Below are 21420 nucleotides of genomic sequence, written 5' to 3' on the forward strand. Positions count from 1 at the left end.
ATCTAATAGATAATCTAAGACTTGTACTGATAACAAGTTCTGATTATATTTTATAGCAGAGGGACAGAATAATATATAATTAGGTCCAATATAGATTTAAAAGTACAAGATATATTTATATTTTTGAACTTTTATGAACAAAAAGTTCATTACTGTTTTTGGATAATGATTAATGCTTATTCCGCAATGTTTTTCTCAATTTATAGAGGGCGTTGGCTGGGTAGTAAAGTGGGTTAACGGGAATATTAAATTCTCCAATGAATTCTTCAATGGTTGGGTTAAAATTGGCTTTAAATTTTGTTAAGCCATCATCTAGGCTACCTTCTACACCGCCCATATTTGCCCATGCAATCCCATTATCAAAAGCATCTTGAAAGACTTTTGGATAAAGCAGGTATTGTGGGTAGAATTTCTTAAAGTCTTCATTCATACCAGCATAAAGCATTTCCATAGATGTTCCATAACCTATGGATAAAATACCAGCAATAACGACTTCATCTGGATATTTAACAGAGTATCTTTCAAATTCTGAAATGTATTTTTTAAGTGATTCTTTTTGATCAGATAACTTTTTGATTCTTTTCACCTGATGTTCCAATGTTTCACTTAAGTCTTTTTCAACACGCGCAAGCTCTGATTTAAATGTAACCAAATGCTCTGCAATGTTAACCGTAGCTAAATGAAGATAGGCGTCATCTCCATAAATAGTCATCAGCTTTTTAAAATAAGCTTTGTTTCTTAAGGCAATTTTTTTGCGTTCCTCAGTTAAGGCGACAACATTTGCAAAGACGTCAATTTCACTTATATCTGAGCGTTTGACTTTTACACCTCGTCTAATCGCATCTTTCATCAAACGTTTCGTATGTTTTGGAAAACTTGTTTCTAAGTTATCATGGAGATAACGATTGGCCTGGAAGCGGGGCTGAATACTGTCAGCAATTTCCATTGTCAAACCGGTCCATTTTGCACCAGCTGAAATAATATTATAAATTATTTCCTTAGCCTTCTCTGACTCAGTTCCCACTTCATTAATACTATATTGCTTATATAGAATTGCTGGATCAAACTTGACAAAAATAGCTTTCTTTTCTTTCCCGATTTTCTTGAGAATTCCAAAAGTGTACCCCAATAATTCTTTGTCCGAATAGTCTAAAACTGGTCCCCTTGGGATGTAGATAATACTTTGTTTCAAAGGTAATGGCTTAATAAGAATTGACATGGAGGCTACTTGTTCATTGCCTTTGTAAATACCAATTCGTTCACTAGCCCAATTACTTTTAACTTGTGCCCAAGCGCTACTTTGTAGCAAGTTTGTTTCACTGCTTGCTTTCACAAAGGCATCGTGTTCCTCAGTGCTGATGCCCATTTTATAAGAAAAATTTGTACCCATAAAAATTCTCCAATATTTTAATTTCTTTTACATTACATTTATTTCATTTGTGTTACAACTATTTCAGTTTAACAAAAATCATGAGAGATGTAAACAATTATTTTCATCTTTTTAATTCTTATTTTTAATTTTTTAATAAAAAAAGGCCTGCTACAATTTCATCCTATAATATCTTGAAATAGTTGAATTAACAGTTTAAAGGAGTGGCCTTATATTTGATAAAATTGCCAAAATAGCGAAGACTTGCTCATTCTCTTGGAAAGTCTAAACAGTCTGAAGCTTATCAAGCTAACTTTGACTTTAAAAATCTTATAATCTCTGCTATAAATTAGTTTAAATTGAGTAACAATTGGATAGTAGAAATGGCATCTTGAAGATACAGTTGGATATATAATAGTATTATATGAAAATAAAAGAGAACACTCCTAATAACTATTAGCCTAGTTTTCAGGAGTATTCTCTTTTATAATTAAATTTATTATTTTTATAGCTTAGATTAGTCTTTTTTCAATTTTAGATTTTGATCATGGGAAATTACTTCTTAAACATTTAAAAGCTATTCTCTATTTTTTAGTTATCAAACACTTTTGATAACTTCTAATAAATTCATTTGCATTTTGGGTAATTAGTTCAAAATCATCATTTTTTCCAATGGAATATAAACTTGAACCAGCACTAACTATTGTCGCTCCTGCCTTCATCCAATCTTTAATATTATCTGCATTTACCCCACCTGAAGGCAAAATATTGAGATCTGGGAAGGGACCTTTTAAATCCTTAATCATATTTGCACCACTAATATCACCAGGGAAGAGTTTGATGACTTCTGAACCATATTCTAATGCCGTTTTGACTTCCGTTGGTGTAAAAATTCCAGGTATATAAGGAATTTGATATAAATTACATAATTTTGCTACTTCTCTTTCAAAGCAAGGACTGACAATGAATTGAGCTCCTGCAATAATGGCTAATCTTGCAGAAATAGGTTCCAAAACTGTTCCCGCACCAATTGTTACACCAGAACCTTGGTATTTATCAACTAATTCTTTGATAACGTTATTAGCCTGAGGAACTGAGTAAGTTAACTCTATTGATTTAATTCCACCTTCAATAATTGCATCTACAATTTTTATTGCTTTTTCTGGACTATTAGCCCGAACGACAGCCACAACGCCCGAATTTATCATTTGTTGTAAAATATTATATCGTTTCATATTGAGCTCCTATATTTGATTTTTGAAAAGTATCCAGTTGTTTTCGTGTTGGATAACCATCATTGTCTCCTTGAGTCATTACAGCTAATGCTCCTATTGCACAGCCTCTTTTTACTGCTTCTTTTAATGTTAAGCCTTCAATTAATCCTGTTAGAACGCCCACCGCAAAGCCATCACCAGCTCCTACTGTATCAATAACTTTTTCAACTCTATAACCAGGAACTAAATAACTCTCACCTTCTACTGTTTTTACAAAGGCTCCACTAGCACCAAGTTTAACAATAACAATTTTTGTAATATGACTTTGAGAAAGATAAAAATTGGCAATCTCCTCTGGGTCCTCTGACCCAACTAAAATCTTCCCTTCACCAATTCCTGGCATTACAATTTCACCAAATTTTGCTAATTCATTGAGGGTATCTCGCATCTTGGCCTCAGATTCCCAAAGTGCAGGCCGCAAATTTGGATCAAAAGTTGTATGTATACCATTTTCTCTGATTCTAATTAACAAGCGTTTAAACATTTGTAAAGCTTGTTCTGAAATTGCTGGGAATATTCCTGAAAGATGCGCCCATTTGACATCACTCAAATCAACTTGATCAATAGTTTCCTCTGAAATATGTGCTGCTGCTGAACCCTTCCTAAAGTAAAATGTTTTTGGATCTCCTTGATTTGTAAATTCTTTCAAATAAAAACCTGTCCAATATTTTGAATCTTTACCAATATAGGAATTACCAACACCCTGTTTTTCAATTTCTTTAACCGTAAATTGACCAAATGGATCCTCACCCACTTGAGTAATATATTCCGTTGAATGTCCTAAACGTGATGCACCAATCATAACATTTAATTCCGCACCACCTAAAATCTTTGAAAAAACTGAGGTATCAACTAAATTTTTGTTTAAATTTTCAGAAGCTAGTACCACTAGTGGTTCGCCTATTGTAATAATATCTGTCATGATAAAGTCTCCAAATATGTATTTATTGTTTCCAAATCACTATGAATGTCTTCATTATTTTCCATTGGATACTCAATGGCAAGGGGATAATCACTTAATAAATCTCTAAGTAGTTTTCTCCAATCTAATTGCCCTTTGTCAATTCCAACAACAGTAAGTTCCGAATTACTTGTTTTTTCAATATCTTTTAAGTGGATATATCTTGTATATGTTTTCAATTGTTCCTTAGCCGTTTCAGGAGATTCAGAAACGAATAGCCAATTTCCAATATCATATACAAAACCAATATCTAATCCTTCATTACTTACTTTTACAAAGAACTTCTGAATAGGTGCTATTGTCCCATTTTCTTTTGATTGGTCATTTTCAACATTAACTTCAAACGAGTTATCAAGTATGAAAGATAATTCTTCTTTCATATTTCCTTTAAAATTTTGAAAATCGCCAATATTACATTTAATTTTAGAAACACCAAGATCTTTAGATTCAGAAATATAGTTTTTGAATGCCTGATTTACTTTACCATCAACAAAAATTTTATCAGGAATACTATAATAAAGTTCAAAATTATTTTTCATACGAAGAGTTTTGATCTCTTCAATTTCTTCATGTATGTTAAAGAAGTATTCTCTTCTAATTTCAATAGCTGAAAAACCAAGTTCTAAAGCCTTTTGAATTAATTCACTTTGTTTCTCACCATTTTTCCACTTATCTTCAAAAATAAGTAAGTTTGCTACAATTTGATTATTCATATTTAATCTCCATTATTAAGAGAACAGTACTACTTAATAGTACTGTTCCAACTCATAGTAGTTATTAGGGTTGTTTTCCAATATATGCCAAAATTCCGCCATCAACATAAAGAATATGTCCATTAACAAAATCAGAAGCCGAGGAAGCAAGGAAAACAGCGGGTCCTTGCAAGTCTTCTGCATCTCCCCATCTTTCTGCAGGCGTTTTAGCGATGATAAATGAGTCAAAAGGATGCCTTGAACCATCTTCTTGTAATTCACGAAGTGGCGCTGTCTGTGGTGTTGCAATATAGCCAGGACCAATGCCATTACATTGGATATTATACTTACCGTATTCTGATGCTATATTCTTAGTCAACATTTTTAATCCACCTTTAGCTGCTGCATATGCGGAAACTGTTTCACGACCTAATTCAGACATCATTGAACAAATGTTAATGATTTTACCACCACCATTTTTTATCATTCCAGGAATAACTGCTTTAGAAACAATAAATGGTCCATTTAAATCAATATCAATTACTTGTCTGAAATCTTTTGCGGACATTTCAGTCATTGGTATCCGTTTGATAATCCCTGCATTATTAACAAGAATATCAATTTTCCCAAATTCACTTTCAATTTCACTTGTCATTTTATTGACTGCATCTTCATCAGTCACGTCACAAACATAACCTTTAGCATTGATACCTGCTTCTTGATAAGCTTTTTCTCCTTTTGAAAGAGCATCTGTATTGATGTCATTAAAGACAATTGTTGCACCAGCTTTAGCAAATGCTGAAGCGAGGGCAAAACCAATACCGTAACTTGCTCCAGTAACTAGGGCAACTTTTCCTTTTAGTGAAAATGAATCTAAAATTGTTTCTTTCATTACTTTCTCCTTAATTAAACTGAGGCTTGCTTAATTGCATTAATCTCTTTTAAATATTCATCTTTTTTAGCGGCTACATTTTCAGGTAAAACATTACGACCCAATCTTCTTGCACGTTTCTCCATGTACATCGTTACAATAGGAGTAACTACAGCTGTGACTAAGACTGAGGTTGCTACGATTGCGGTTGCTTGACCAGCAATTGGTTCATATTGAGGGGCCAATTGTGCAATTGCACTAGGTACTGCGACTGCTGCACCAGCTGTTGATGAAGCCGCCCAGCCAGCGACACCATCTGAACCTGTGATAAAACGATCCAGAAATGACAGAACTCCTCCAGAAATTGCTACTACTGCAACACCCATTAACACACCAATCATTCCTGATTTAAAGATAGCAGTCAAATCAATAGCAAATCCTAGTGTTAATGCAAAGAAGGGAATCATTGCAGGTACTACTGGTGCAAAAAATTTACGAAACTCAATATCCAGAGATCCAAGAATAATCCCAATTGTAAATGGAATTAAAGTTGAAATAAACGCTGTAATTGGAAAGGAAGCCATACCAGCCACACCCATTGTGACCATTGTCATAAATGGGCCGGATTCAATTGAAATAAATGGAAATCCTGCCGCATCTTCATCACGTTTTAATGTCGTCATAATCCCCATATAGAGACCACCGTTGGTTTCATTAAAAGAAGCAATAACAGCAAGTGCTGATAAACCAGCAAAAGCTCCACTTGTAATTCCATTGCCAGGTAGTAATTTCCCAACTATTACACCCAGAAGTCCAGCTAATAACACCTTACCAACTAATAATGTTAAACCTTTTTTAGCAACGTATGCGGAAGTTTTTAAATTAATTGTTGCCCCTACACTTACGAACCAAATAAATAAGATTACACCTGTTCCTGTTAAATAACTTCCAGTAAACCCTGGTAAAAATTCAGTAGGCATTTGCGGATTAGGATAAAATACTCTAATAATAGCACCAATAAACAGTGGAACAATCATCATTCCAGCAGGGATTTTTTCGATAGTACTTTTCAATTTCATTTTGATCACCTTTAATTGTTTGATTGAAAATCAGTTTTATAATGACAACACTACTTCAATTCATTGATAGGCACAATATCCATATCATCATAAGTAATATTTTCACCTGCCATCAACCAGATAAATGAATAGTTACTTGTTGCTACACCCGCATGGATAGACCAACTAGGACTGATTGCACCTTGTTCATTATGCAAAACAACATGCTTTGTAGCATTAGGTTTACCCATCATATGGAAGACTGCATCTTCTTCTGGTAATTCAAAATACATATAAACTTCCGCGCGTCGTTCATGTGTATGACATGGCATTGTGTTCCAAGAAGAACCTTTGGCTAAAGATGTTAATCCCATTTGTAGCTGACAAGATTCAACTTGATTTGGATGTACATATTGATTAATTTTGCGCTTATTCATATGCTCATCATCCCCAGGAGTAAGTGGAATAATATTTGCCAAGGCAATTTTTTTACTTGGGTATTTTTGATGCGCTGGGGCAGAAGCCACATAAAATTTAGCTGGATTTTTTGGGTCCTTAGATTTAAAAATAACTTCTTTAGTCTCTTTTCCAACATAATAACCATCACGATGCAAGACTTCATCTTCAACACCGTCTATGATAACGCTTCCATCTCCGCCAATATTAATAAAACCTAATTCTCGACGTTGTAAAAAGTAGTCAACTCCTAAAACTTTATCCAAAACGATTTCCAACGGCTCATCTAAAGGTTCTACACCACCAAAAATAAGACGATCGTTATGAGTATATGTTAGATGAATCCACCCTGGTTCGAAAATACTTTCAATGACAAATTCATTTCGCAATTCCTCAGTACTAAAATGTTCAATATCATTTGGTGCATGTGTATATCGTGTTTCAAAAGTTTGTTGTCTCATTTTATTTCTCCTAAAAACATTAAAAAATTTATTTTTACCAAAGAATTGTCGACTTTTCTTGGTCAATCGGTTTACGAAACCGGTTTACATGAATATTATAACGCTTACATTTTAAATGTCAATAGTTTTTTTTGTGCTTTTTTACACAATAAAGCATCTCAATTAATGAGATGCTTTATTTTTATATTACCTTTTTATAGCGATTTCCGATTGTTTAACTTAGAATCAATACAGTACAAGTCAATTAGAATGTCCTTCCCAGCCATCGTATTCAATAGAATATCTGCTGCCTTATGCCCAATTTCCACAGGATTTTGTTCTATCGAGGTAATTTCTGGATTGAATAAATCTGTTAATGCTCCATCATCATAACCAACCAAGCCAATTTTATCAGGAACAGGAATATTTTTTTCCTTTAAAAGTCTGATTAACCCATAAAGTAATCCGCCATTGAAGGCATAAAGTACCGTTTTGACATCATCGTAAATATATTGCTTCATTTGATCCCAAATATCAATATCCCTCGCAACGATGTCTTTTATCTCATTAGTAGTAACAATTATAACCTCAACATCATAATCAGCTAGACCATTTTGTAATCCTTTATAACGGTTTATACGAGGAGAGACATTTTTTATTTCTGGAGTTAATATAATAACTCTCTTATAATCATTTTCTGCGATAATTCTGCCCAAATTTTGTGATTGAAGAAAATTATCTGATACTACTGCTGGCCATTTCAATGGTTCAACATACCTATCAATTTGAACAAGTGACATTCCTGACGGAATAAAGTCATATTCCAATGAGGACTCACCAATCGGTTGAATGACAATCCCATCAACTTGTTCATCTATTAATTTTTTAATATTATTGGCTTCTCTTTTTGTATTTAAATCAGAATCCATAATGATAGTATGATAGTCGGTACTATTTAAACGATCCATAACACCTTTGATCATACGCGAAGTATATGAATTCGAGATATCAGCTACGACAATACCAATTATTGATGAGTACTGTGATTTTAAAGCCCTAGCTTGACGACTTGGTCGATAATCTACCTCTTCAATCACTTCTTGTATGCGATTCCTGGTTGCTTCAGACATGCCTTCATACTTGCCATTTAAATAACGAGATATTGTCGTTTTGGAAACTCCAGACAAATTTGCAATATCTGAAATTGTTACTTTTTTATTCATTCTCTTACCTATCTTTAGTATTCAATTTATCTAATTTGATTTTACCACCATATTAGTTCATAAACCATATTACTTTTATAATTTTTTTCTTTCATATTACTTATATTTGTATATTTATAATATAAGTATATCAAAAAATTTAATTCCTATGATATAATTATCTATATTAAACCTTAGGAGAATATTATCTTATGATGAATATGCAAAACTTGTTTCACAATTTTTTAAGTCTTGTAATCGTCAGAAAGGTTGATTTTAAGTCTTTTAAAATTTACTAAGACCAACTAAAATCAATTAAATTTATTACACTAAGACAAAAAATAGACAAAGACAGTATCTGAAAGTACATAAAAAAGTCCAACAAAAAGTTTGGACTTTTTTGAATTATCTTAAGACAGTTAGAATGATTTAATTGATTAGCTACCAAAAACTATCTTGATTGTTGTATCAAGTTATTAATAGCAGTATCGATGTCAAAAACTGTTCCCATACCATCGTACCATCTATCCCAAAAATTAATGGTTGAACTCTTCGGTTCTTCTTTTGGTTTATCTAAATTAATTTTTGTCGGTAGTTTAATAGAATCCCCCACAACAATACATTCCCCAACATCTAAATTGGGTAGTATATCTACTAAACCAATTAAAGAATCTGTCAGCATTGTAGCAACCGCTGACTTATCTCTATCATTTGTTATCTTCAAACTAATAATATTATTACATTGAGATATGATTGTTGTATTCAATTCGGCCGGTCTTTGAGAGACGATAACTAGAGAAACACCATATTTCCTTCCCTCCTTAGCTATTTTTTCAAATATTTCAAGAGATTTTTTTTCTACTGCTTTCATTTTGGATGTATCTTTTGGCATGTACAAATGAGCTTCATCACAAATAAATGCTAATGGGTGTCTAGTTTCACCGGTGGTAGGAGTCATCCAAAATTGTACGTCATAAACTAACCTTGTAACTATTCCAATAACAATAGAAAGCATATCAGATGGAATTTCAGACAAGTCAATTACTTTAATTTTTTTATCATTATTCATAATTTCAGATACAAAACGATTCAAATAATCTGCTTGATTTGTAAATTCTTCATTAAATATAAAATTATATTTTTTATCATCCATTTTAGTCTGAAGGCGGGTAATCAAATTTGTCAATTTTCCATAGTATTGACCTTGCTTTGTCTTTTCTTGTCCTTGTTTATCTCCTGATTTATAGACACCGGTCTTTATTTCTTTTATATTTTCTTCTTCAAGATACTCCTTTAATGCAATTGCGGAAAACGGAACAGGTGTATCAGCTGTAATTATCTCTGAAGAAACAAACTTCATTGACTCTTCAATATATTTCTTTTTATTCTCTAAAATATATTGAATAACAACTGCTCTCTGATTTGATGATGTTCCCTCTGCAGATTCAATAAATAGTGAGTGAATTTCTTCGTAGTTGAAAAACCAAAGTGGGACATGCAGACCACCGTTATCATTTATTTTTATTTGCTTTGCATATGAAAGCTCATTGTATTCTCCATGTAAATCAAAAACAATTATGTTTGAATATCCTAGTTCATTAGCTTTTTCTAAAATATTAGCAACCGTAAAGGATTTTCCACTACCCGTACTGCCAACAATTGATGCATGACGTTGAAAAAATTTATTACCATCCAATATTGCTTCCACAGACTTATTACTAGCATAATTACCTATAGACAAACCTTTGTTACTTTCAATTTCACTATCCAACGAATTCATAATAATAGATAGTGCTTCACTTTCAGCTAGATAAACAGGGCTGTTTATCTCTGGATATGTATTTACAGTTCGTCTAAATATATTTTTTTTGTAGAAGATAATTTAACATAAAAAGTACCAACCAAAGTTACATTACAAAAATTTGATGAAAATAAAGGATCTTCTTCATTTTCATCAAAGTCAAGTCTTTTCTTACTAACTTTCGTAACCATTCCAATTAACTTCTCATCAGCGTTATTCCCCGATAAAATAAGTAAATCATTAATTTTTAAACGGTTAAGTATTTCTTCTGAATCGACACTAACAGAAATTTTTTGTGTATCTACAATTTGAACAGTTCCAACGACTTTTGTTAAATATTCCTCAATATGACTCATAAAAATCTCCTTCAATTAACCTAAGAATTCCTCTGAAAATTTTTCCATATCCCATAAATCTTTATCAATAGAATATTTTTTTCCTCTATGCACCATATAGGAGACTTCATCCTTAATTTCTTCCCCTATTATATTTTTATAAAATATTGTCCAATTACGATTGACTTCTGCTTTTGTAACTATCTCTTGCTTGATATCTTTTGTGAGTACAATAACATTCTTAGTGGTTTTCTCAAAAACTGTATTAAAATGTTGGTCATTGAATCCATAACCATAAATAAAAATAGAAAAACTTGTACTATTATCAGAAATAAGATCATTAAATGTTTCACGATGAATTCTAAAAAGTTCATGAGTAAGTCCATATTGATACTTCATACTTCCTGGTGTAATAATTTCAATATTTTCAGTTTTTGATTTTAAATAGCTAAAATCATTTATTTGAGTAACAATTCCATCACTGTTAACCCAGTTTATAGAGCCGTGTGGCTTAAATATCCTGACTATCGGGATTTCCTTCGTAATATACTTATGTGGATTTCTTAATCTATCCGAATTAAAATTTTGATACAGAGAACCAAAGAAACCTAAATCTATTTCTAATTGTAACTTGTCAGATATTAACTCAATTAATAAATCATAATTTGGAGTCATTATATCAATGATTTTCTCATTTACACTGACTGTTTGTGATAAAAATTTTAACAATTTTTCAAATCCAGAAATACTAGACAATACTCTTTTTCTATTTGTATAGTCAGAGTCTAAAATAAATTCTGCAGTAATTTCTCGTATTTTTTCAACAAATCTTTCTTGATTTGGACTTATATTAAGTAGGGCGGCTTCTAATCCTTCAGAATGTACAGTTTTTTTATACTGTTCCCATATCGGTAAAAATTCAGCATTCTCTTCCTTTTTAAATTTTTCTTCTAATTCACAGGTTAGACCTTGCATTCCAGGAACTCCCAAACTTATTGACAGTCCAGATCCTATAAGTAATTTCGGGAAATTCGCTTGAGATAAGTACCTATCTTTTATATCCGCCGATTGTAAAATTAAGCTAGACAAATAAAAAAGTCATTTGTGCTACACTCAAGATAGTTCCCGCAAAAGAATTATAAGGAGTGAAGACAAATGACCTATACCCATCTTACATCAAATGAACTTGCAATGATAGAGGCGTATTATAATAATCATCAATCTGTAGCTAAAACCGCAGTACTATTGAATAGATCTAGACAAACGATTCATAAAGTTTACCAATTTTTCAAAACAGGGCACAATGCTCTAGATTATTTCAATCAATACAAGAAGAATAAAACTCGCTGTGGCAGACGTCCTATTGTCTTATCAGATGAACAAACAGAATATATTCAAAAGAGGGTTGTTCAAGGTTGGACACCTGATGTGATTGTTGGCCGTGCAGAGTTTTCTATTTCTTGTTCTATGCGTACACTTTATCGTATGTTTAAACAAGGCGTATTTGAAGTGACTCACCTACCTATGAAAGGAAAACGTAAAGCCAACGGACACAAAGAAACTCGGGGAAAACAATCTTTTCGTCGATCACTTCGTGACAGAGGAAATGATTATTCTAAATTCAATCAAGAATTTGGCCACCTTGAAGGGGATACTATTGTGGGTAAAAAGCACAAAAGTGCTGTTATTACCCTCGTTGAGCGATTATCTAAAGTAATCATCACTCTTCAGCCAGAAGGCAGACGAGCTATAGATATTGAAAATCGTTTGAACCAATGGATGCAATCTGTACCTAAGCATCTATTCAAATCAATGACTTTTGATTGTGGAAAGGAATTTTCAAATTGGAAATCAATCAGTAATATAAATGATATTGATATCTATTTTGCAGATCCTGGTACACCATCACAAAGAGGGTTAAATGAAAACTCTAATGGTTTATTACGTAAAGATGGTTTACCAAAGCAAATGGATTTCAACGAAGTTGATGAATCTTTTATCCAATCTATTGCATCGAAAAGAAATAATATCCCTCGAAAATCATTAAACTATAAAACACCAATAGAAGTATTCTTGAGTCACATATGCAAAGAGGAATTGTCTAACTTAATTTGACAATTAATAATCATAAAAAATTTGTTCGAATTTTTCATCTTCAACTTTTATTAACTCATACATTCCTTTATTCTCCTAAAAAATTACTTCACTTATTATTAAACAATTGTATACCTAATCGATAGCGTTTTCAACAAGATGTAACAACTTTTTATAATAGTTTGCATATGGATTCTTTGAAACCATAATCATTAATTTTTTATCCAAACAGGAGTTTTTATACCAATTTTTAGTTAAAAAACAGAAAATGATGCAATTGAAAATGGTTTATATTCATCAGTTATTGATACAAAAACACGCTGATTTAAAGACAAAATTTTTTTAGGATTTCATTAAATCTTGTAATTGTAAGAAATGTTGATTTAAATTCCTTTATCATTATCATAATGAATCCAAAATCACAAAAACTTATTTCAATATGATATAAATAGCCAAGACAGTTTCTTCTATACACAAAAAGAATCGTTTTACTTAACAATGCAAAACGATTTTTGATTGTCTGTAAATGTTCTTATTACGTCTATTTAATAAAGAGACAAATGATAAATTTTATAGAGGATAATTTTTTTCATCTTATTAAATAAACTAAATTTATTAGGATTCGATATTAGCAATATCTGCCACGAAGGAAATGTGATTTTTGGTTTTATTAAATAATACAATTTGAATAGTTTCTGGTATTAGTGGCATTTTTTCAGAATAAAGAAGCTCTGTGCTATAGATAAATTCATCACCCTGAAAGTAATTAATTATTCTTTCAGATAATATTTCATAATCATTCATTGATAATTGAAAATAATTTGGATTGTTATCATTTTCATCGTTGCTTATAAAAGTTACATTATTATTTCTTAGCTCATTAATATCAAATTTAGTGAACCTATTATATAAATATATATCTATCTCTTTTTCATCTAATATATAAGGATTTTCATTATTTTTGTAATTGTTTAAAAATTCTTCCATTAAGTTATTAGCAATTAGACTATGTTCACTTTTTGATATTTCTATTTTTTTGTTATTGACTATACGGGTACCTCCGTTTGCATAAGAAGTACCTGAAAAGGTCAGCCCTTTTGTTTGACCTTCATCTAGTGAAAATCGAAAAGTAATAGTATGTGCTCGTTCCCAAAGATTATGGAACGCTCCATCACTATCATGAAAGCCACGCTGTTTAACAGAATCGTAATACGGAATTTTAATACTTTTTCGTAACTGATTATTTCTTTTAATAATGTTGTTATTAAATAAATCGATATGTTCTTGCAAAATTGCTTTATTAATGGTAACTAAACTTCCTACTGGTCGATGATAGGAGACATCGATAGGTTCAAATTCGATTGAAACCAAATGATTTAAAGGAATGCTTGAAATGTTATTTGTCTTCTCAGTTTGAAACCATTCTCTATTACCAGTAACTATCTTGTGTATATATTTATCTGATATATCTTCTTTTGTTACCTCACTTTTACTAAACACATCATTTTTGTCAGGAATTTCTATGTATCTAGTATAAAGAATTCCTTTTTTTCCCATGAAAATCACAAAAATGGCCCAACTGGCGTATCCGATTATTTTGACTATGATTTTAGTAGATTCACTTGGAGGAACGATTAGAAATTCATCTAAGAGCGAAAATACGATTCCTAATAGAATACCTCCTAACCAAAAAGGTCTATCATAAGGTCGAATCCAATTGATTGATTTTTGCTTTATGGCATAATTTGAATAAATAAAAAGTATTAGCAGTATTAATAAAAACCAGTTGGTTGTTGAAGACCAATAAAGAAAGAAAAAGAAAATTATAATATAAAGCTCTGCCATTTTAAATAACCTATCTATTTTAAATATTTAGAATTAGTATTCCAGAAAATTTGCTAAATTAGAAAGCACTTGTCTTTGCTTTTCATTACTTAACTACCATTTAACTATTTTTTGAAGTTATACAATGTATAGTAAAATGGCATTTGAATGAGGAACAGTTGTTTTATTTGATCATTCAAGGTTAAGTTCGTCAGCCTGTTCTGCGGAAAATCAAGATTTTTTGTTCATATCTTCTTGGTAGTGCTTGTGCTTTAGCTAAATTATCTTTTGCTATGTTAAGATTTGCCAAAGCAGTATTATAAGTGTTTGTTGCCTGAGCAAGCAATTGTTGCGCGGCTTGATTATCAGAATTTGCTTTATTATAAGCGGTTTGTGCCTGTGCTAAAGTGTTAAGGATAGCCGTACTATCATAAGGGTTAGCTAATGCTGTGGTGTTAAATGTTGAACTCGGTCCAAAATCACTTGGAACATTAAAATTCACATGAATTGATACAACATCCCCTCTTTCAGACAGGTCTGCCCCCACATACCAAGCATTTTCTGTATCACGAAGTCCTGTAATCGACTCAGCATGAAGCCATTCTTGTCCGTTGTATAGAAAATCTAGTAACGATTCATAAGCTAATCGTTTTAAATCATCCAATGATAATGACTTATATTGGGTTTTCCAACTATTTAAATCTTCACCAGTATAAACAACACCCAATGAAGTTCCAGCGTTATTTAAAGCATTAATATCATGTCCAATAGTATCGATTTTATTCCAATCCCAATTATCAGATACATAAATATCAGTGACATTATCGCTTATTACCAAAGAACTTGGTGTTACAGTAGCTAGAGTTGTCCCAAATTGTTTACGAATTTGGTTAATCAAATCTGCCATAAACAATGATAAATCCTGACGTGTTGCCGTATCTAAATTGTTTAAATCTGTTTAAATGACAGCTTTATCATTTGGATTGGATTTATAAGTGTTCATCGCTCTAACTGATGCATTGATTTGTTTTAATTTAGCAATGGCATCATTATATTGAGTCGTTCCAGGCATACTATTAGCATACACTTTCATAGCATCAATATATTCCTGAGTAGTCACCAATGTATTGATAGCATTAGCCGCATTTTGAGCACTAGTTAAGGCAGTATTCGCAGTATTTAAAGTTGTTGCTGTTTGATTAGCTACTGTTTGAGCTGTGTTAAGTTCAGTTTGTGCGCTAGAAAGATTTGTATTTGCAATATTTACTAATGTAGTCGCGTTATTGATAGCTGTTGTACGTGCCGCATCAGAGGAAACAGCATTAGATAAATTTGTTTGTGCTGTTGTAACTGCTTGTTGAGCTGAGTCTACAACACCTTGTTGAGTTGCTACTTGATTATTTACGTCTGTTAAATTTGTTTGAGCAGCAACAACATCAGATTGTGTCGGTACTGTTTGAGTTGGTTGTGAACTAGCAGTCGTTGTGCTAGTCTGTGTAGTAGGTGAAGGTGCTGTTGTAACTTGAGCTGCTTCAACTTGTGTTGTTGAAGCAGTTGCTAATGCTACTGCTCCTAGCCCCAAACCAGTTAACAATTTTTTATCCATAATTAAATCTCCTATTAAAAATATATAGAAAAATCACCATAGCTTTATATCTATAGTGATTATTGACGGTGTTTATTTTATATTTTTATTTTTATTTCCTTTAAAATACAAATATCATCAGCCAATAATGTCCTTCGGAATTAAAAATATTCAGATATATAAAAATCATTGATTTAAATATATATTTTTAAATCTCTCCATTAGCTATCCAATTTATCTAAGTTACAATAAGTATATCAAAACAATCCTTATTAGTCTATATCAACTGTCCTTTTGAGGTCTGTTATTTAAATTTAATATCTTTATCCTAATATCTAAAGGAGTAAATTATGACTTTAGATAAATTAGTAGCTAAAAGAATCAACTTATTGCGTAAAGAACTTAATTTAACACAAGAGCAACTCGCTGAGCAGTCAGAAATTGATGTTTCATCAATAGCAAAAATTGAAAGAGGCGAACGTTCAAATATTACGCTCAATACTTTTGAAAAAGTTGTTAATGGTTTAGGAATATCTTATGAATCTTTTTTTAATTTTGATAATACTCTTAACAATCATGTGAGTGCTGATAAACTTCTTAATAACTTTAGTGAATTACCCTTACATAAACAAAATAAATACTTGGAAATATTTAACTCTATACTTGATCTTAATGAAAAATAGTCTTTAAATTTCTTAAACAGGTAAATATTATTTTTAAAAAGAAAAAATCCTCTAAAAACTAAATTATTTAGAGGATTTTTTGAATAGAGTCTATTATTTTTTACAGAGTTTTGGACAGATACTACTTTTATTAACTTTCTGTATTTTTTTTTTGAAAAATTATCTTATGTAGTTTAACAAAAAGAATTAATATCAACTTAGATAGTAAATCCTTTTTTTATTACTTCACGTTGGCGCATTCTACCATTATAGTCAAGAAAAGCTTGAAAAAGATCCTTTTTCAACGGGTCACTTTCTTCTTCAAAAGCTTTTATTAAACTAACCTCATCAAGGCGTTGAACGTCTTCAATAATTTTTTCAAACATATACAGTCCTCCACTGATTAATCTAAAAATGGTAGTTACATATGACTTAAGTAAAATCAATTCTCTTAGAAGTCTCCTCCGACACCTTTGTACTTTTCAACCAGTTGACTGATTTTTTCAAATACCGTTTGCTTTTTGGTTCGATAGGCTGGGTTAAGGGGGCTTAATTTTGGAAGAGTTTCATTGAGTTCTGTTCCGTTTTCACTTGCATACTCGCGTTTTAGTGAGGTTTTGATATAGCGTTTTGCATTTGCTTCGTTGAGATTTTCATCTTTGATAAGCTGTTCCACCTCTTTTGCTTGTTCTTTTCTGGCAAATGCGAAAAACCTTTCAATGATATCTGATTTATCTACAATCGAATCAATGTCCGTTTGATGGATAAAATCAACAATGAGATCTTCTTTAGCTCTATTACCAAGGCTAGCTCGAATCGTGCGAGTTATTTCTTCTATCAAATCAGATTTTGTGGAGACTTTCTTGTTGGTCTCAAGAATTAACTCTAGAATATAGTCTAAATTGATTTCTTGTGACTTAAGCAATTCAACTTCAAAGGTAATCTCATCCCAATTAACTTTTGATTTCTCGTCCTCTTTATTTCGTCTTTCGTTATTATACCAGTCTTTAATATCGTTATACGTTGAACGGTAATCTTGAATCTGTCTTGGTGTTGGGAATGGAGCATCTATTAATAGGTCTAATTGCTCTTTGTCCAATTGATATTTTTGGACAAAAGCATCTAGTTGACTTTGATCTTCCACATCAATTGTTTGTAATACTTGTAATTGTGTGTATTCATCATAATTACGAAGGACGTTATCTAATTTCAAGAATTGGCCAAAAAGCTTCACGAATTCTTTTTTATCAGCTTCTTTGACAATTTCTTCTGGATGTGGAAATCTTTCTTGCAATTCTTTGACAACTTCTAGATAACCACTTTTAGCTTCACCACTATCAGTGTAACCAGTCATGTAATCTTCGAATTTTCGTTCTAAAAGAATTTCAGCTGTTTGCGTTTTCCCAAACAGTTTTATAGCAGCTGTCGTTGCTTCTTCAAGGTCACGGAAGGTAACAATATTTCCAAATGATTTGGTGGCATTATAGATTCTATTGGTTCTTGAAAAAGCTTGGATAAGACCATGATATCTCAAGTTTTTATCAACAAACAAGGTATTCAAGGTTGGAGCATCAAATCCTGTCAAAAACATTCCTACAACAATGATTAAATCAACTTCTCGATTTTTAACTCGTTTGGCTAAGTCACGATAATAGTTTTGGAAGTCATTCCCATTAATCGTAAAAGTTGTTTGAAACATCGTATTGTAGTCGTCGATACAAGCACTTAGGAATTCTTTACTACTTTGATCTGCCATATTATCAGGCGTGAATGTTTCGTCAAGAATATCTCCTAAGGCTGCTTGTTCTTCATTAGCCGCATAAGAGAAGATAGTCGCAACCTTCAAAGGCTTGTCATGATTGCTTTGTTGCTTTTTAAATTCTTGATAATAGAGTTTTGCGGCTTCAACACTAGATACTGCAAACATGGCATTAAACCCATTATTACCTGTACGATGTGTTTTAATGTGATAGTTTTCTAAGATATAGCTAGTAATTTCTGAAATGCGAGTTGGATGAAGTAAGGCTTTCTTATTTTCTGCCGCAGATAATTTTTCCAAGTTCTGTTCCGTCTCAATGGACTGAAATTGTGGTCGAACGTCGTTGTAATCCACCATGAACTTGAGTACTTTTTGATCACGAATGGCATCTGTAATAACATAAGAATGCAATTCATCGCCAAAAACCGATTGTGTTGTTTCAGATCCTAAGGCATTTTCTACCATAATAGGTGTGCCTGTAAATCCGAACTGAGAATAGCGTTTGAATTTACGACGTAGGTTCTTTTGAGCCTCACCAAATTGGGAACGATGGCATTCATCAAAGATGAAAACAACTTGTTGGTTGTATACCTCATGGTTCATTTCAGTCTTCATAAAATTATTGAGTTTTTGAATGGTCGTGACAATAATTTTATTATCTGTTTTTTCAATATTCCGTTTTAGACCGGCTGTATTTTCTGAGCCATTGACCGAATCTGGTGAAAACCTTTGGTATTCTTTCATGGTCTGATAGTCTAAGTCTTTTCTATCAACTACGAAGAAGACTTTATCAATACCTTCCATTTCAGTTGCCAGTCGGGCAGCTTTAAAAGAAGTTAGGGTTTTACCAGATCCAGTGGTATGCCAAATATAACCACCTGTCTCAATACCACTCTTTAGTTTACCCTCAAGTGTGGATTTTATTTTCCAAATGATACGCTCAGTAGCTGCGATTTGATACGGACGCATAATAAGCAATGTATCACTGGTATCAAATACTGTAAAATTAATTAAAATATTCAATAAAGTATTTTTACTTAGAAAGGTTGCCGTAAAATCCTTCAAATCCTTAATGGGATCATTATTTTTCAAGGCCCAATTCATGGTAAAGTCAAAGGAATGTTTTTCTCTCTTTGTCGTATTAGCAAAATAACGGGTATCTGTTCCATTTGAAATCACAAAAATTTGAAGATATTTGTATAGGGAATTGCTTTCATTGAAACTTTCCTTTGTGTAGCGATGCATTTGGTTAAAAGCTTCGCGGATGGCTACACCTCGTTTTTTCAACTCAATTTGAACCATAGGTAGGCCATTAATCAAGATAGTCACATCATAGCGATTAGAACTTGTCCCTATCTGAGTCATTTGATTGATGACTTGGACCTTGTTTCGGTTGATATTCTTTTTATCAAGAAGATAAATGTTTTGGAGGTGGCCATCATCAAAGGTGAAGTCATAGATAAAATCGTCATGAAGTCTCCGGGTACAATCAATTAAGGTATCGCTTGGTTTATTGATGTACTCAACTAATAATCTTGACCATTCATTATTGGTAAAGGTTACTCCATTTAGGTTTTCGATTTGTTTTTTAAGATTAGTTAATAGAGCTTCTGGTGTGATGACATAATTTAAATAGTCATAGCCTTGTTTTTGAAGATCAGCTATTAACTCACGTTCTAAATCAGCCTCTGTCTGATAGGTTGAGGGGTGGACTAACTTGGTATATTTTTCTAAGACAATAAATTTATTGGTTTCAGCAATTGTCGCTGTTTGTGTTAAGTGATCCATTCTTACTTCTCCACTATCTGTAAAAAAGATTAGTCAACCGACAAAAGCTTGTCTCGATAATACTCATATTGTTTCTGACGAAGTTCAATTTCTTTCGGAAGACCATTACTAATATCATTTATAATAGTTTCAAAATTATCTAAAACTTTTACTACTCTATTTTGTATCTCTAATGAAGGTAAAGGTATCATTATTTTTCCAATATCTCCCATATTGATTTTGATCGGGACGGCAGTGTGCAGAATACGCTTATTTAGCTCTCTTCTACCCAATGTACTCTCTATATAGTATTTCAAATAATAAGGATTAATATAATCAGTATCTGGTCTTATTAAAGCTAGCGAAACATAATATGCTAAATCTTCGTCTCTGTCAACCACTGTACAGGTTCCGACATCACCAATTCTTGTCATAAAAATATCATTTATTTTTGGCTTAATTTTGAATTTTTTATAATCATCATTTGAAATATGTTTTAAAGTACTATATAGGTTTTTTATATTTTCAACACTTACAAAAGGAACACCCTCATTTGTATATTTTGGAGTTTGATGTGTTCCATCATAAATTTTACAAATTTTTGACAACTTAACCAGTTCCACTTCTATTTTGTCTAATAAAAGAAGTTTATCTCGATAATAGTTATATTGCTTTTGGCATATGGTCAATTCTGTGGTCAATTCTGTGGTCAATCCTGTAACATAATCAGTGAATTTGTCAAGGATTTTGACGATTTCTTTTTGAATTTCAAGGGGAGGAACTGGGATTTTTATTTTTTTAAAACCACCCATATCTACAGTCGGGAAACTAGAAACACTGGTATTTGTTTTACACCATTCGTCAATTATAAACATATAATAATAAAACCATTTCATGTCTATTTTATTTACAAACTCTTGTTTTAATGAAAGATTGGTAAAACGTTGATTACTTAAATGATCAACAGTCACTAATGCATGTTCCCCAATTGTTGCTGAAGTCGATAATAAAATTGAGTTTGCTGGAAATAATTCTCCTTTAACAGCCTCAATTGTTATTTTTTGAATACTGTAAGATAAAACCGACCCGTTCTCTCTAATATCCTCCATTCTAAACCACGGAATTGACGCTTTTTTTACATCCCAAAATTCTGGGATATTTTTCCTTGGAGTATAACCGTTTCGAATATTAAAGACATCACTAATGACTTTCCACTCAACTCCATTTGGACAAAGTTCTTTGATTAATGTTTCAATCTTATTCATGACTT

General features: G+C 32.0%; 18 protein-coding genes and 1 pseudogene. 2 read left to right on the forward strand and 17 right to left on the reverse strand.

Translation table 11 applies throughout. The features are described 5' to 3' along the window. Positions 1-169: 169 nt before the first annotated feature. The 11 genes from MKY69_RS08980 to MKY69_RS09030 all read right to left on the reverse strand — a co-directional run bounded on the left by MKY69_RS08980 (position 170) and on the right by MKY69_RS09030 (position 11548). On the reverse strand, positions 170-1390 hold the full coding sequence (locus MKY69_RS08980; RefSeq protein WP_003107667.1) for an aminoacyltransferase: 1221 nt from the start codon (positions 1388-1390) through the stop codon (positions 170-172). A gap of 563 nt (positions 1391-1953) precedes the next feature. Then, entirely contained in the window at positions 1954-2604 is a 651-nt protein-coding gene (locus MKY69_RS08985) for a bifunctional 4-hydroxy-2-oxoglutarate aldolase/2-dehydro-3-deoxy-phosphogluconate aldolase (protein WP_003107668.1), read from the reverse strand. Beyond that, positions 2591-3565 (reverse strand): sugar kinase, encoded by a 975-nt coding sequence (locus tag MKY69_RS08990; RefSeq protein ID WP_003107669.1) that lies wholly within the window; start codon positions 3563-3565, stop codon positions 2591-2593. Before MKY69_RS08990 ends, MKY69_RS08985 begins: the two co-directional genes overlap by 14 nt. Further along, complete coding sequence (locus MKY69_RS08995) at positions 3562-4317, reverse strand: sugar phosphate isomerase/epimerase family protein (protein WP_003103265.1); 756 nt, start codon at positions 4315-4317, stop codon at positions 3562-3564. Before MKY69_RS08995 ends, MKY69_RS08990 begins: the two co-directional genes overlap by 4 nt. A 64-nt stretch (positions 4318-4381) precedes the next feature. Then, positions 4382-5188: a gluconate 5-dehydrogenase gene (locus MKY69_RS09000; RefSeq protein ID WP_003103636.1), complete on the reverse strand. Its 807-nt coding sequence runs from the start codon at positions 5186-5188 to the stop codon at positions 4382-4384. Between the two features lie 14 nt (positions 5189-5202). Further along, entirely contained in the window at positions 5203-6246 is a 1044-nt protein-coding gene (locus tag MKY69_RS09005) for a 2-keto-3-deoxygluconate permease (RefSeq protein WP_003107670.1), read from the reverse strand. A gap of 50 nt (positions 6247-6296) precedes the next feature. Next, entirely contained in the window at positions 6297-7142 is an 846-nt protein-coding gene (gene kduI, locus MKY69_RS09010) for a 5-dehydro-4-deoxy-D-glucuronate isomerase (protein ID WP_003104156.1), read from the reverse strand. A 194-nt stretch (positions 7143-7336) separates the two neighbouring features. Continuing rightward, positions 7337-8344 carry a LacI family DNA-binding transcriptional regulator gene (locus MKY69_RS09015; RefSeq protein WP_003107671.1) on the reverse strand — a complete coding sequence of 336 codons (1008 nt, stop codon included), beginning with the start codon at positions 8342-8344 and terminating at the stop codon, positions 7337-7339. A gap of 430 nt (positions 8345-8774) precedes the next feature. Continuing rightward, a complete protein-coding gene (locus tag MKY69_RS09020) occupies positions 8775-10094 on the reverse strand; it encodes an ATP-binding protein (protein ID WP_340791564.1) in 1320 nt (439 codons plus the stop codon). 71 nt (positions 10095-10165) lie between these two features. Further along, a complete protein-coding gene (locus MKY69_RS09025) occupies positions 10166-10480 on the reverse strand; it encodes a hypothetical protein (RefSeq protein ID WP_340791566.1) in 315 nt (104 codons plus the stop codon). A 15-nt stretch (positions 10481-10495) separates the two neighbouring features. After that, a complete protein-coding gene (locus tag MKY69_RS09030) occupies positions 10496-11548 on the reverse strand; it encodes an SIR2 family protein (RefSeq protein WP_340791568.1) in 1053 nt (350 codons plus the stop codon). Between the two features lie 66 nt (positions 11549-11614). Here MKY69_RS09030 and MKY69_RS09035 point away from each other — a divergent pair, with 66 nt between their 5' ends. Beyond that, positions 11615-12574 (forward strand): IS30-like element IS1062 family transposase, encoded by a 960-nt coding sequence (locus MKY69_RS09035; protein ID WP_002360751.1) that lies wholly within the window; start codon positions 11615-11617, stop codon positions 12572-12574. 594 nt (positions 12575-13168) lie between these two features. On the opposite strand, the gene MKY69_RS09040 is transcribed toward MKY69_RS09035, so the two are convergent. The 3 genes and pseudogenes from MKY69_RS09040 to MKY69_RS09050 form a co-directional block, all read right to left on the reverse strand. After that, positions 13169-14398 carry a hypothetical protein gene (locus MKY69_RS09040; RefSeq protein WP_340791570.1) on the reverse strand — a complete coding sequence of 410 codons (1230 nt, stop codon included), beginning with the start codon at positions 14396-14398 and terminating at the stop codon, positions 13169-13171. A 190-nt stretch (positions 14399-14588) separates the two neighbouring features. Then, positions 14589-15320, reverse strand: a pseudogene (locus MKY69_RS09045) (SEC10/PgrA surface exclusion domain-containing protein); the annotation flags it as partial. 15 nt (positions 15321-15335) lie between these two features. Further along, positions 15336-15983: a hypothetical protein gene (locus MKY69_RS09050; protein WP_340791572.1), complete on the reverse strand. Its 648-nt coding sequence runs from the start codon at positions 15981-15983 to the stop codon at positions 15336-15338. Positions 15984-16312: 329 nt separating this feature from the next. Between MKY69_RS09050 and MKY69_RS09055 the strand changes: the two genes are divergently transcribed. After that, positions 16313-16645 carry a helix-turn-helix domain-containing protein gene (locus MKY69_RS09055; RefSeq protein WP_340791574.1) on the forward strand — a complete coding sequence of 111 codons (333 nt, stop codon included), beginning with the start codon at positions 16313-16315 and terminating at the stop codon, positions 16643-16645. A 197-nt stretch (positions 16646-16842) separates the two neighbouring features. Here the strand turns inward: MKY69_RS09055 and MKY69_RS09060 are convergent, their stop codons facing one another. The 3 genes from MKY69_RS09060 to MKY69_RS09070 form a co-directional block, all read right to left on the reverse strand. Further along, positions 16843-17010 (reverse strand): hypothetical protein, encoded by a 168-nt coding sequence (locus MKY69_RS09060; protein ID WP_340791576.1) that lies wholly within the window; start codon positions 17008-17010, stop codon positions 16843-16845. A gap of 65 nt (positions 17011-17075) precedes the next feature. After that, a complete protein-coding gene (locus tag MKY69_RS09065) occupies positions 17076-20171 on the reverse strand; it encodes a type I restriction endonuclease subunit R (RefSeq protein ID WP_340791579.1) in 3096 nt (1031 codons plus the stop codon). A 29-nt stretch (positions 20172-20200) separates the two neighbouring features. Continuing rightward, positions 20201-21415, reverse strand: coding sequence for a restriction endonuclease subunit S (locus tag MKY69_RS09070; RefSeq protein WP_340791581.1), 1215 nt, complete (start codon positions 21413-21415; stop codon positions 20201-20203). Positions 21416-21420: the final 5 nt, after the last annotated feature.

This window comes from Streptococcus sp. FSL R7-0212, from assembly GCF_038007985.1.
Lineage (GTDB): Bacteria > Bacillota > Bacilli > Lactobacillales > Streptococcaceae > Streptococcus > Streptococcus parauberis.